The sequence below is a fragment of the Streptomyces sp. B3I8 genome, assembly GCF_030816915.1.
Classification (GTDB): domain Bacteria; phylum Actinomycetota; class Actinomycetes; order Streptomycetales; family Streptomycetaceae; genus Streptomyces.
The window spans coordinates 1,033,694-1,046,717 of record NZ_JAUSYN010000002.1 but is presented as its reverse complement, the minus strand read 5'-3'; the positions used below and the strand labels follow the sequence as shown (position 1 = coordinate 1,046,717).

The 13,024-nt window shown below is 73.2% G+C and carries 11 protein-coding genes; 9 read left to right on the top strand and 2 right to left on the bottom strand.

The window, feature by feature from the left end:
* Nucleotides 1-215 precede the first annotated feature (215 nt).
* A complete protein-coding gene (locus QFZ64_RS06885) occupies nucleotides 216-758 on the bottom strand; it encodes a hypothetical protein (protein WP_307063392.1) in 543 nt (180 codons plus the stop codon).
* 359 nt (nucleotides 759-1,117) lie between these two features.
* Here QFZ64_RS06885 and fmt point away from each other — a divergent pair, with 359 nt between their 5' ends.
* The 9 genes from fmt to QFZ64_RS06840 all read left to right on the top strand — a co-directional run bounded on the left by fmt (nucleotide 1,118) and on the right by QFZ64_RS06840 (nucleotide 12,185).
* Nucleotides 1,118-2,050 carry a methionyl-tRNA formyltransferase gene (fmt, locus tag QFZ64_RS06880; protein WP_307063390.1) on the top strand — a complete coding sequence of 311 codons (933 nt, stop codon included), beginning with the start codon at nucleotides 1,118-1,120 and terminating at the stop codon, nucleotides 2,048-2,050.
* 260 nt (nucleotides 2,051-2,310) lie between these two features.
* Entirely contained in the window at nucleotides 2,311-3,729 is a 1,419-nt protein-coding gene (locus QFZ64_RS06875) for an RsmB/NOP family class I SAM-dependent RNA methyltransferase (protein WP_307063388.1), read from the top strand.
* 255 nt (nucleotides 3,730-3,984) lie between these two features.
* Complete coding sequence (gene rpe, locus QFZ64_RS06870; protein ID WP_307063385.1) at nucleotides 3,985-4,671, top strand: ribulose-phosphate 3-epimerase; 687 nt, start codon at nucleotides 3,985-3,987, stop codon at nucleotides 4,669-4,671.
* A gap of 103 nt (nucleotides 4,672-4,774) precedes the next feature.
* Nucleotides 4,775-5,800, top strand: a complete 1,026-nt coding sequence (locus tag QFZ64_RS06865) for a sugar-binding transcriptional regulator (RefSeq protein WP_307063383.1) — start codon at nucleotides 4,775-4,777, stop codon at nucleotides 5,798-5,800.
* 210 nt (nucleotides 5,801-6,010) lie between these two features.
* Nucleotides 6,011-7,462 (top strand): GuaB1 family IMP dehydrogenase-related protein, encoded by a 1,452-nt coding sequence (locus tag QFZ64_RS06860; protein ID WP_307063381.1) that lies wholly within the window; start codon nucleotides 6,011-6,013, stop codon nucleotides 7,460-7,462.
* Nucleotides 7,463-7,577: 115 nt separating this feature from the next.
* Nucleotides 7,578-8,030, top strand: coding sequence for an Lrp/AsnC family transcriptional regulator (locus QFZ64_RS06855; protein WP_307063378.1), 453 nt, complete (start codon nucleotides 7,578-7,580; stop codon nucleotides 8,028-8,030).
* Nucleotides 8,031-8,202: 172 nt separating this feature from the next.
* Nucleotides 8,203-9,537 (top strand): MFS transporter, encoded by a 1,335-nt coding sequence (locus QFZ64_RS06850; RefSeq protein ID WP_307063376.1) that lies wholly within the window; start codon nucleotides 8,203-8,205, stop codon nucleotides 9,535-9,537.
* A gap of 40 nt (nucleotides 9,538-9,577) precedes the next feature.
* Nucleotides 9,578-10,375, top strand: coding sequence for a carbon-nitrogen hydrolase family protein (locus QFZ64_RS06845; protein ID WP_307063374.1), 798 nt, complete (start codon nucleotides 9,578-9,580; stop codon nucleotides 10,373-10,375).
* Nucleotides 10,376-10,472: 97 nt separating this feature from the next.
* Complete coding sequence (locus tag QFZ64_RS06840) at nucleotides 10,473-12,185, top strand: NAD(P)/FAD-dependent oxidoreductase (protein WP_307063372.1); 1,713 nt, start codon at nucleotides 10,473-10,475, stop codon at nucleotides 12,183-12,185.
* A gap of 57 nt (nucleotides 12,186-12,242) precedes the next feature.
* Here QFZ64_RS06840 and QFZ64_RS06835 read toward each other — a convergent pair whose 3' ends face one another.
* Nucleotides 12,243-12,944: a DUF5995 family protein gene (locus QFZ64_RS06835; protein WP_307063371.1), complete on the bottom strand. Its 702-nt coding sequence runs from the start codon at nucleotides 12,942-12,944 to the stop codon at nucleotides 12,243-12,245.
* Between the last annotated feature and the right edge of the window lie 80 nt (nucleotides 12,945-13,024).

Here is a 13,024-nt window from a genome sequence, read left to right as displayed (position 1 = left end):
CCGTCCCGCCGCCCCCGACGGAGTTCGGGCGGGCGGAGGCGGACGCGGCGCCCGGTCTACGGGCGCGGGAACGGCGGGAGGGGGCCCGTCGGCCCCGCCGGTCACGCGGTGACGCCGTGCACGGCGACCTCGTGCACCGCGGAATCGCGCGCGGCGACGACCGTGACGGCCTGGAGCCCCGGCTGTGCGCGGGGCTCCGCGGGCGTGCCGACCGGTCAGCCGTTGCGGGGGGTCGGGAACGCGGGAGGCCTGGGCTCCTCGCGCAGCGACGGGCTCCCCGCCGTGGGCTGGGTCGGCATCGTGCGTGCCGCCGGAACTGTCGGCAGTCCGGAGCCGACGTTGACGGGGCGGGACCCCGCCGACCCCGCGGACTCCGCCGTGCGTTCCGCCTCGGCGGCTGCCTGGGCGGCCGCCCGGCGCGCGCCGTAGCGCCGGTGCACCGCCTGCTTGGTGACGCCGAGCGCCGAGCCCACCGCGTCCCACGAGAACCCCAGGGAGCGGTCGAAGTCCACGGCCGCCGTGACCAGGGTCTCGACGCTGTCCCGCAGTTCCTGCGCGAGCCGGACGGTCGGGGCGGGGGCCCGCCCGTAGACGACGAAGCCCGCGGAGGGGCCGGAGCGGCGGGGACGGTAGACGTTGCCCAGCTGGGCGGTGAGCGTGCGCAGCGCGTCCACCTGCCGGCGGACCCGCTCGATGTCCCGCACCAGCAAGTGCAGGCTGGCCCGGGCCTGGGCGTCGTGGGTTGCGTGGTCGGCCATGAACAAGCCTCTCGAACCGGCGATGAAGAGATGGAGAGATACAGCGGTGGTGAGACGTGCGGGTGGTGAGGTGTGCGGGTGGTGCGATGTGGAGGTGCGTACGGCAAGCTGTGGACCGTGGTTCCGGCCCGTCGGGGTCAACTCCTTCTTGACCAACGCGTTTCTGCGTGACTGGTCACGGTGTGGGGGCGCGGAAGCGTACGCGTACGCCCGCCGGGCCCGTCCGCACCCCCGACGGCGACTGTGACGGCGACGCTGCCGGGCCACGGCCGTCCGGCGGCACCGGGCCATAGACTGGGCGGACTTCGTCGCCGGTACGCATTGGTACGCATCCCTGCCCGAGAGGCCGACACACCCGTATGAAGCTCGTCTTCGCAGGCACCCCCGAGGTCGCCGTCCCCGCCCTGGACGCCCTGATCGCCTCCGGGCGGCACGAGGTCGCCGCCGTCGTCACCCGCCCCGACGCACCGGCCGGCCGGGGACGGCGGCTGATCGCCAGCCCGGTCGCCGAGCGGGCCGAGGAGGCCGGCATCGAGGTGCTCAAGCCGCACCGGCCCGGCGGCGAGGACTTCCTGGCCCGGCTGCGCGAGATCGCCCCCGACTGCTGCCCCGTCGTCGCCTACGGAGCCCTGCTGCCCCGCGTGGCCCTCGACGTCCCGGTCCACGGCTGGGTCAACCTGCATTTCTCCCTGTTGCCCGCGTGGCGCGGGGCCGCCCCCGTGCAGCATTCCCTCATGGCGGGCGACGAGATCACCGGTGCCTCCACCTTCCTGATCGAGGAAGGGCTCGACTCCGGTCCGGTCTACGGCACCGTCACCGAGGAGATCCGGCCCACCGACACCAGCGGCGATCTGCTCACCCGGCTCGCCTTCGCCGGCTCCGGGCTGCTGGCCGCCACGATGGACGGGATCGAGGACGGCACCGTGAAGGCGGTGCCGCAGCCCGCCGAGGGCGTCACCCTGGCCCCGAAGATCACGGTGGAGGACGCGCGCGTCGACTGGGCGGCCCCGGCCCTGCGCGTCGACCGTGTCGTGCGCGGCTGCACCCCGGCCCCCGGCGCCTGGACCACCTTCCGCGGCGAGCGGCTCAAGCTGATCCAGCTCGCCCCCGCCCCCGAGCGCGCCGATCTCGACCCGGGCGGCCTCGCCGTGGGCAAGAACAGCGTCCACGTGGGCACCGGCTCGCACGCCGTCGAGCTGCTGTGGGTGCAGGCCCAGGGCAAGAAGCCGATGCGCGCGGCCGACTGGGCGCGCGGCGTGCGCATCACGGAGGCCGAGCTGCTGGGCTCCTGACGAGGGCCTGGTCCCCCGCGGCGGCGGGTGCTCGGCGACGGCGACGGCGACGGCGACAGAAGAGCCGGCGACGGCGGCAGGGACCCGACAGCGGGGCCCGCGACGACGGCCGGGGCCGCCCCATGGCGAAGGGGGCGGCCGGGGCGCCCACGGCGGGAAGGGGGCGCCGGAACCGGCCCGGTGCGCGCGCCGGCGGCCGCCCGGCGGCCACCGCGTAGGCTGGACGGACAGCCCGTTCTGCGACCCGGAGCACCTTTTTCGTGAGCGATCAGCCCCGCCGTCCCCGTAAACCCGGCAAGCCGTACCGCAAGCCCCAGAAGGACCCCGTCCGCTTCCTCGCCTTCGAGGCGCTGCGCGCGGTGGACGAACGGGACGCGTACGCCAACCTCGTCCTTCCCCCGCTGCTGCGCAAGGCCCGGGAGCAGGAAGGCTTCGACGGCCGGGACGCCGCGCTGGCCACCGAGCTCGTCTACGGCACACTGCGTCGGCAGGGCACGTACGACGCCGTCCTCGCCGCCTGCGTCGACCGGCCGCTGCGCGAGGTGGACCCGCCGGTCCTCGACGTGCTCAGTCTCGGCGCGCACCAGCTGCTCGGCACCCGCATCCCGACGCACGCCGCGGTCTCCGCTTCCGTCGAGCTGGCCCGCGTGGTGCTCGGCGACGGGCGGGCCAAGTTCGTCAACGCCGTGCTGCGCAAGGTCGGCCGGCACGATCTCGACGGCTGGCTGGAGCAGGTCGCGCCGCCGTACGACGAGGACCCCGAGGACCACCTCGCGGTCGTGCACTCGCATCCCCGCTGGATCGTCTCCGCGCTGTGGGACTCCCTCGGCGGCGGCCGGGCCGGCATCGAGGACCTGCTCGAGGCCGACAACGAACGCCCCGAGGTCACCCTCGTCGCCCGCCCCGGCCGGGCCACCGCCGGGGAACTGCTGCGCGAGCCGGCCGCCGAGCCGGGCCGCTGGTCGCCGTATGCCGTGCGGCTCACCGAGGGCGGCGAGCCCGGGGCCGTGGAGGCCGTGCGCGAGGGGCGCGCGGGGGTGCAGGACGAAGGCAGCCAGCTCGTCGCGCTCGCCTTCGCGAACGCTCCCGTGGAGGGCCGCGACGAACTGTGGCTGGACGGCTGCGCCGGGCCCGGCGGCAAGGCGGCACTGCTGGCCGCGCTCGCCGCGGAGCGCGGGGCCGCACTGGTGGCGGCGGAGAAGCAGCCGCACCGGGCGGGCCTGGTGGCCAAGGCGCTGCACGGCAACCCCGGGCCGTACCAGGTGGTCACCGCCGACGGGACCCGGCCCGCATGGCGGCCCGGGACGTTCGACCGGGTGCTGGTGGACGTCCCCTGCACCGGTCTGGGCGCGCTGCGCAGGCGGCCGGAGGCGCGGTGGCGGCGCCGGCCGGAGGACCTGGAAGGGTTCGCGCCGTTGCAGCGGGGGCTGCTGGAGATGGCGCTGCGGTCGGTGCGGGTGGGGGGCGTCGTGGGGTATGCGACATGCTCGCCGCACCTCGCCGAGACGCGGGCGGTGGTGACGGACGTGCTCAAGCGACACCCGGGGTTCGAATCGCTCGACGCACGGCCGCTGCTGCCGGGGGTGTCGCTGCTGGGCGACGGCCCGGACGTGCAGCTGTGGCCGCATCTGCACGGGACGGACGCGATGTATCTGGCGCTGGTGCGCCGGGTTTCCTGAGGGGGCGGCCGGCCCCGGGGTTGTCGCCCCCGCCGCCCACACCCTTCCCGTTCTCGAGGGGCTCCGCCCCTGTGACCCGGGACGCGAGAGCTCGGGTGACCGGGGCGTGTGGGCGGGTGAGCCGTGGCTCTCGCGCGGTTCCCCGATCCCCTGACGGGGCGCAGCCCCGGCTGAAGGGGCGCGGGGAGCCGCGCGAGCAAAGCACGATGTGCCCGCGGGGCGAACGCCGCGGCTTCGGCATGGGAGGCTTGAGGCATGGCCGTGCAGATCAACCCCAGCATCCTGTCCGCCGACTTCGCGCGTCTCGCCGACGAGGCACGGGCCGTCGAGGGGGCCGACTGGCTCCACGTCGACGTCATGGACAACCACTTCGTCCCCAATCTCACGCTCGGCGTGCCGATTGTGGAGTCGCTGGCCCGGGCGACGGACACTCCGTTGGACTGCCACCTGATGATCGAGGCCCCCGACCGCTGGGCGCCCCAGTACGTCGAGGCCGGCGCCTCCTCCGTCACCTTCCACGTGGAGGCGGCCGCCGCCCCGGTGCGTCTCGCCCGTGAGATCCGCGCCAAGGGAGCCCGCGCCTCCATGGCCCTCAAGCCCGCGACACCGATCGAGCCGTACGAGGACCTGCTGCCCGAGCTCGACATGCTGCTGATCATGACCGTCGAGCCCGGCTTCGGCGGCCAGGCCTTCCTCGACATCATGCTGCCCAAGATCCGCCGCACGCGGGAGCTGATCGGCAAGCACGGCCTCGATCTGTGGCTCCAGGTCGACGGCGGTGTCTCGGCCACGACCATCGAGCGCTGCGCGGAGGCGGGCGCCGACGTCTTCGTCGCCGGCAGCGCGGTCTACGGTGCCGGCGACCCCGCCGCCGCGGTGCGCGCCCTGCGCGCCCGGGCCGAGAACGTGACGGCAGGTGCCTCCTGGGCATGCGACCACTGAACCAACGCGAGCTGAACGCCGACCGTCCGGGCTGATCGGGACCCATGGATCTGCAAGGATGAACGGCGAATCGAGAATGTGAACAGCAGCACGAAGTGAGGAGATGGCCGTGTCGGGTATGTCGGCGGGCCGGTCGGCGATGCGGATGGGACCCGCGGAGCTGGTGCAGGCGGCGGCCATGGCACGCCGCTTCTACCTCGAGGGCAAATCGAAGATCCAGATCGCCGAGGAGTTCGGCGTCAGCCGGTTCAAGGTGGCCCGGGTCCTGGAGACCGCTCTCGAACGGGATCTCGTGCGCATCGAGATCCGCGTCCCCGCGGAGCTGGACGCCGAGCGTTCCGACGCGCTGCGGGCCCGTTACGGCCTCCGGCACGCCGTCGTGGTCGAGTCCCCCGCCGACGCGGACGAGTCGCCCGACCCGGAGAACCTCGGCGAGGTCGCCGCGGATCTCCTGGGCGAACTGGTGACCGAGGGCGACATCCTCGGGCTCGCCTGGGGGCGCTCCACCATCCACATGGCGGCAGCCCTCGACCGGCTGCCGCCGTGCACGGTCGTGCAGCTCACGGGCGTGTACGACGCCGGGACCGCCGAACGCGGGTCGGTGGAGGCGGTACGGCGTGCGGCGCAGGTCTCCGGGGGAGACGCGCACCCCATCTACGCCCCGATGCTGCTGCCGGACGCGGCGACCGCGACGGCGCTGCGGCACCAGACCGGGATCGCGCGGGCCTTCGAGTACTTCGACAAGGTCACCGTCGCGTGCGTCTCCATCGGCTCCTGGGAGGCGGGCATCTCCACGGTGCACGACATGCTCAGCGAGGAGGAGCGTTCGCACTACGCGACGCTGGGCGTCGCCGCGGAAATGTCCGCGCACCTGTTCGACGCCGAGGGGCGCCGGGTGGGGCGTGACCTGGGGGAACGGTGCATCACCGTCAAGGCGGACCAGCTCCGGCGCATCCCCGAGGTCATCGCGATCGCGGGCGGACAGCGGAAGGCGGCGGCGATCGACGCGGTGCTGCGGTCCGGACTGGTGACCAGCCTGGTGACCGACACGTCGGCCGCGGACGCGCTGATGACGGCGGGCCCGCCCCCGAAGGCGGCACTGAGCCGCGCGGACCCCGACGGGATATAGGGCGGCTCAGGGGAGCGGGGAACCGCGCGTCTTTTTTCGGGGGTCCGGGGGCGGAACCCCGAGGGGTGCGAGCGGGAAGGGGCGGCGGGGCGAGTGAAAAAGGCCTCCACTCCCCGCGACTCCCCGCCGCCCCCTGGACGTTCCTACAACCGCACCCCCGCCCGCCCTGGACGATCCTCCGCGTCCCTTTCGGTCACACTCCGTGTGAGAATGAAGTACGTGCGTTTCCTCCACGACATCAAGCCGCCCCATGACCTGACGTACGACGACGTCTTCATGGTCCCGCGCCACAGCAACGTCGGCTCCCGCCTGTCCGTCGACCTCAGTTCCCCGGACGGCAGCGGCACGACCATCCCGCTCGTCGTCGCCAACATGACCGCGATCGCCGGCCGCCGCATGGCCGAGACCGTGGCCCGCCGCGGCGGCCTGGCCGTCATTCCGCAGGACATCCCGATCGAGGTCGTCACCGACGTCGTCTCCTGGGTCAAGAGCCGTCACCACGTGCTCGACACCCCGATCGTCCTCGCCCCGCACCAGACCGTCGCCGACGCCCTCTCCCTGCTGCCCAAGCGGGCCCACAACGCCGGCGTGGTCGTCGACGAGAACCGGCGCCCCGTCGGCGTCGTCACCGACCGGGACCTGACCGGCGTCGACCGCTTCACCCAGCTCGAAGTCGTCATGTCCAAGGATCTGCTGCTCCTCGAGGCGGACATAGACCCGCGCGAGGCCTTCAACCGCCTGGACGCCGCCAACCGCCGCTACGCCCCGGCCGTCGACGCCGAGGGCCGCCTCGCCGGCATCCTCACCCGCACCGGAGCCCTGCGCGCCACCCTCTACACCCCCGCCACCGACGCCCGGGGCGGGCTGCGCGTCGCCGCCGCCGTCGGCATCAACGGCGACGTGGCGGGCAAGGCGAAGCAGCTTCTCGACGCCGGCGTCGACACCCTCGTGATCGACACCGCGCACGGCCATCAGGAGTCGATGATCAGCGGCCTGAAGGTGGTCCGCGACCTCGACCCCGGGGTGCCGATCGTGGCCGGCAACATCGTCTCCGCCGAGGGCGTCAAGGACCTGATCGACGCGGGCGCGGACATCATCAAGGTCGGTGTCGGCCCCGGTGCCATGTGCACCACCCGCATGATGACCGGCGTCGGCCGGCCGCAGTTCTCCGCCGTCCTGGAGTGCGCGGCCGAGGCCCGCAAGTACGGCAAGCACGTGTGGGCCGACGGCGGCGTCCGCCACCCGCGCGACGTGGCCATGGCCCTCGCGGCCGGCGCGTCCAACGTGATGGTCGGTTCCTGGTTCGCGGGCACCTACGAGTCGCCCGGCGACCTCCAGCACGACGCCGACGGCCGCCCGTACAAGGAGTCGTTCGGCATGGCTTCCGCCCGTGCCGTGCGCAACCGGACCTCGGAGGAGTCGGCGTACGACCGCGCCCGCAAGGCGCTGTTCGAGGAAGGCATCTCCACGTCCCGGATGTTCCTCGACCCGGCCCGCCCGGGCGTCGAGGACCTCATCGACATGATCATCGCGGGCGTCCGCTCCTCCTGCACCTACGCCGGCGCCGCCTCCTTGGAAGAGTTCGCCGAGAAGGCCGTCGTGGGCATCCAGAGCGCGGCCGGGTACGCCGAGGGCAAGCCCCTGCACGCGAGCTGGAGTTGAAGAGGACCGGGCAGAACGCGGCCCGGTTGAACAGGACCGACCCGACCCGGGCTCCTGTCGACGTCCCACGTCCCACCGACACTGATCAGAACCGACCAGAAGTGATCCACCACCCGTGCTGAACGATCTCGACGAACGCATCGTGCACGCCCTCGCAGAGGACGCCCGGCGCTCCTATGCGGACATCGGGCAACAGGTCGGCCTGTCGGCTCCCGCCGTGAAGCGGCGCGTCGACCGGCTGCGTGGCGTCGGCGCCATCACCGGTTTCACCGTCCGCGTGGACCCGGCGGCCCTCGGCTGGGAGACCGAGGGGTTCGTCGAGATCTACTGCCGGCGCAACACCTCGCCGGAGACCATCCGGCGAGGCCTGGAGCGCTACCAGGAGGTCGTGGCCGCGTCCACCGTCACCGGGGACGCGGACGCGGTCGTCCAGGTCTTCGCCTCCGACATGCGCCACTTCGAACGCGTGCTGGAACGGATCGCGGGCGAGCCCTTCGTGGAACGCACGAAGTCCGTACTGGTGCTCTCCCCCCTGCTGCGCCGCTTCTCGTCGGGCGCGCCCACGTAAGAGGGGCCGGCGGCGCCCGAAATCCCGGCGACACCGCCCGCCCCGCCGGTCTACGCTTCCCGCATGACCTGGCGACATTGATACCCCGCCTGTGCTTCCCGAGGGCCGCCTCGGACGCCGACGTGCCACGTGCCACACGTCCGGTGTCCGACATCCGACCTCGGGAAGGCCGATGCCCACTTCACCCGCGCCCGCCACCGGTCCGCGGCGGCTCACGCGCACCCTCTACCGCTACGCGTTCCTCGACGAGTTCGTCCTGCTGTACCCGGTGTACGCGCTGCTGTTCAGCGACGCCGGGCTCTCGCTCGGGCAGATCTCCTCCCTGTTCGCCCTGTGGTCCCTCACCGGGGTCCTGCTGGAGGTGCCCTCCGGAGCCTGGGCCGACGGCACCTCCCGGCGCCGGCTGCTCGTCCTCGCCCCTCTGCTCACCGCCACCGGGTTCGCCCTGTGGGTGCTGCTGCCGTCGTACGCCTCCTTCGCCGTCGGCTTCGTGCTGTGGGGCGCCGGCGGAGCGCTCGGTTCCGGCACGCTCGAAGCACTGGTGTACGACGAACTGGAGCGGCTCGGGGCCGCGGACCGCTATGCCGGGATCATGGGCCGGACGCGCGCCTGCGGACTGGTGGCCGTCACGGCCGCGATGGCCCTCGCCGGACCGGTGTTCGCCCGGGGCGGCTATCCCGCCGTCGGCGCGGCGAGCGTACTGACCTGTCTCCTCGCGGCGGCCACGGCGACCCGCCTCCCCGAACACCGGGGGCCGGCCGCCCACGCCAGGGGCTGGACCGCGACCCTGCGAGCCGGGCTCGCCGAGGCTCGCGCCGACCGGTCCGTACGCGGGGCGCTGCTGCTCGTCCCGGCCGTGACCGCCGTCTTCGAGGCCCTCGACGAGTACACGCCGCTGCTGGCGCACGACACCGGCGTGGCCGAGACCGACGTCCCCTGGTTCCTGCTGCTGGTCTGGGCCGGTGCCACTGCGGGCGGTCTGCTGACCGGACCCGCGTCCCGGCTCGGCAGCCGCGGGCTCGCCGTGCTGCTGGCGGGCGCCGCCTGCGCGTTGGCCCTGGGCGCCGCCTCCGGAAGCCCGGCCGGTCTGGTGCTGGTCGCCGCGGCCTTCGGCGGCTTCCAGCTGGCGGTCGTGCTCGCCGACGCACGGCTCCAGCGGCGTCTTGAGGACACCGGCCGGGCCACCCTCACCTCGGTCGCGGGCCTGGGCAGCTCGCTCACCACGATCGCCGTGTACGCGGGATACGGGACGCTCGCCACGGCCGCCGGGCACGCCACCGCCTTCGCCTGGGGCGCGGTGCCGTACCTGCTGACGGCGGCCCTGCTGGCGAGAGCGGGCCGCCGATCCCGCCGCTTCCGCCGTTCCCGCCGTTCATGGCGATGCTCCCGTCGCCTCCGGCGCACACGCAACGAATCGCCGGAAGCCGTACGCGAGACGCAACGGAACGCGCACCCGCGCGCAACGGCTCCGCCTTGTCCGCCCGTGCCGCCCGACCGTACCGTCTAAACGACCCCCGACCCCCCTCCGTACCCGGTGAGGATCCCGCATGCGCACCGCCCTGCTCCAGAGCTCCGGCCGCCCCGGCTCCGTCGTCGAGAACCTGAAGGTCCTCGACGAGGCCGCGGGCCGGGCCGCCGCCGCGGGCGCCGGGCTGCTCGTCACACCGGAGCTGTTCCTGACCGGGTACGCGATCGGCGACGGGCTCGCCAGGCTCGCCGAGCCCGCCGACGGCGAGGCCGCCGACGCGGTCGCGGAGACCGCCGCCCGCCACGGACTCGCCGTCGCCTACGGCTATCCCGAACGCGTGTCCGACGGAACGGGAACGGTCTTCAACTCCGTCCAGCTTGTCGCAGCCGACGGCACCCGGCTCGCGAACTACCGCAAGACCCACCTCTACGGCGGCTTCGAGCGCGCGCACTTCACCCCGGGCGGGCGACAGGTCGTCCAGGCCGAGCTGGGCGGCCTCACCGTCGGCCTGATGATCTGCTACGACGTGGAGTTCCCGGAGAACGTCCGCGCCCACGCCCTGGCCGGCACCGACCTGCTGCTCGTGCCGACGGCGCAACTGCACCCCTTCCAGTTCGTCGCCGAGTCCCTCGTCCCGGTACGGGCCTTCGAGAACCAGATGTACCTGGCCTACGTCAACCGGGTCGGACAGGAGGGCGAGTTCGAGTTCGTCGGGCTCTCCACGCTCGCCGGACCCGACGGCACCGCCCGCGCCAGGGCCGGGCGGGCGGAGGAACTGCTGCTCGCCGACGTGGACCCCGGTCTCCTGGCCGCCTCCCGCGAGGCCAACCCGTATCTGGCGGATCGCCGCCCGGGGCTGTACGGCACCCCCGCCTGACCTCCGCGGCCGCTCACCCCCGCACACCCTTTCCCCGGCCAACCCCCCTCCCGTCCAACCCCCTTCCCCGCACACCCGCGCAAGGAGTCCGTACCTCATGACGTCCACCGTGCCCAACGCGATCGAGCAGCCCGACGGGCAGCAGCCGCCGATCACCATGTTCGGCCCGGACTTCCCGTACGCCTACGACGACTTCCTCGCGCATCCCGCGGGCCTCGGCCAGGTCCCCGCGACCGAGCACGGCACCGAGATCGCGGTCATCGGCGGCGGGCTGTCCGGCATCGTCGCCGCGTACGAGCTGATGAAGATGGGCCTGAAGCCGGTGGTGTACGAGGCCGACCGGATCGGCGGCCGGCTGCGGACGGTGGGCTTCGAGGGCTGCGACCCCTCGCTGACCGCGGAGATGGGCGCGATGCGTTTCCCGCCGTCCTCCACGGCGCTCCAGCACTACATCGACCTGGTGGGCCTCGAGACCCTGCCGTTCCCCAACCCCCTCGCGGAGGCCACCCCGTCGACCGTCGTGGACCTCAAGGGCGAGTCCCACTACGCCGAGACCATGGCCGACCTCCCGCAGGTCTACCGGGACGTGGCCGACGCCTGGGCCCGCTGCCTGGAGGAGGGCGCCGACTTCTCCGACATGAACCGCGCCCTGCGGACGCGGGACGTGCCGCGCATCCGCGAGATCTGGTCGAGGCTCGTCGAGAAGCTCGACAACCAGACCTTCTACGGCTTCCTCTGCGACTCGGACGCCTTCAAGTCCTTCCGGCACCGGGAGATCTTCGGCCAGGTCGGCTTCGGCACCGGCGGCTGGGACACCGACTTCCCCAACTCCATCCTGGAGATCCTCCGCGTCGTCTACACCGAGGCCGACGACCACCACCGCGGCATCGTCGGCGGCTCCCAGCAACTGCCGCTGCGGCTGTGGGAGCGCGAACCGGAGAAGATCGTCCACTGGCCGTACGGCACCTCGCTGAAAGCCCTGCACATCGGCGGCGAGCCCCGCCCGGCGGTGACCCGGCTGCACCGCACGGCGGGCAACCGCATCACGGTGACGGACGCGGACGGCGACATCCGCACCTACCGCGCGGCCGTCTTCACCGCCCAGTCCTGGATGCTGCTCTCGAAGATCGACTGCGACGACTCGCTCTTCCCGATCGACCACTGGACCGCCATCGAGCGCACCCACTACATGGAGAGCTCCAAGCTGTTCGTGCCGGTCGACCGGCCGTTCTGGCGGGACAAGGCCGTCGACGACCAGGGCAACCCGACCGGGAGGGACGTCATGTCGATGACGCTCACCGACCGCATGACCCGCGGCACCTACCTGCTGGAGGACGGCCCGGACCGGCCCGCGGTCATCTGCCTCTCCTACACCTGGTGCGACGACAGCCTGAAGTGGCTGCCGCTGTCCGCGAACGAGCGGATGGAGGTGATGCTGAAGTCGCTCGGTGAGATCTATCCCGGTGTCGACATACGGAAGCACATCATCGCCAGCCCGGTGACCGTCTCCTGGGAGAACGAGCCCTACTTCATGGGCGCGTTCAAGGCCAACCTGCCCGGTCACTACCGTTACCAGCGGCGCCTGTTCACCCACTTCATGCAGGACCGGCTGCCCGCCGACAAGCGCGGCATCTTCCTCGCCGGCGACGACATCTCCTGGACGGCGGGCTGGGCCGAGGGGGCGGTGCAGACCGCGCTCAACGCGGTCTGGGGCGTCATGCACCACCTGGGCGGCACGACCGACGCGACCAACCCCGGGCCGGGCGACGTGTACGACGAGATCGCGCCGGTGGAACTGCCGGAGGACTGACGGGGGCGGGTGAGGCGGGGGCCCGTGCATCCCTTGAGGGCCGGGCCCATGCAGCCCCTACGGCCCGTAGGGGCTGCATGGGCCCCAGCGGCCCAGCGGGGTGAGCAGCATGCGGCTCGCCAGGCCGACCACCGCGTCCAGGCGGGCGGCGAACTCCTCCGCCAGCTCCGGCAGCCCGCGCAGCGCCCACAGCGCGCGGGCCGCGGACCAGCCCGCCTCCCGGGCCCGCTCCAGGCTCCACGAGCCCAGCAGATGGGTCAGCGGATCGGCGACCTGCAACAGGTCGGGGCCCGGCATCAGCTCCTCGCGGATACGTTCCTCCAGTGCGACGAGGACATCGCCGACGTGCTCGAAGCCGGCCTCCAGGTCCTCGGGTTCGCAGCCGAGCACCCGGCAGGCGTCCACAACCGCCAGGGCGAGGTCGTGCCCGACGTGCGCGTTGATCCCCGCGAGGGCGAACTGCAGCGGGCGTACGCCCGGATGCCGGCGGAACTGGAACAACGGCCGCCAGCACGCGGGTACCGGCCCCCGCTCGGCCACCGTCAGGTACCGCTCGGCGAAGCGGACGTCGAGCGTGCTCGCGCCCCTGCGATCCGGGAACTCACCGGCGTCGATGCGCCGGTCCAGCTCCTCGGTGACCGCGAGGTAGACCCCGTTGAACACCCCCACGCCGTCCCCCTCGGGCCAGGCCGCGCCCAGCGCACGCATACGGGCCACGACGCCGTCGACACCGACCACGGACTCCTGCAACCGCACCATGCACGCAGCGTCCCAGGCCCCCGCCACCGGGGCGGCCGGGGCCGACGGCATTCCCCACAACGGGGGACGTGAGGACTGGG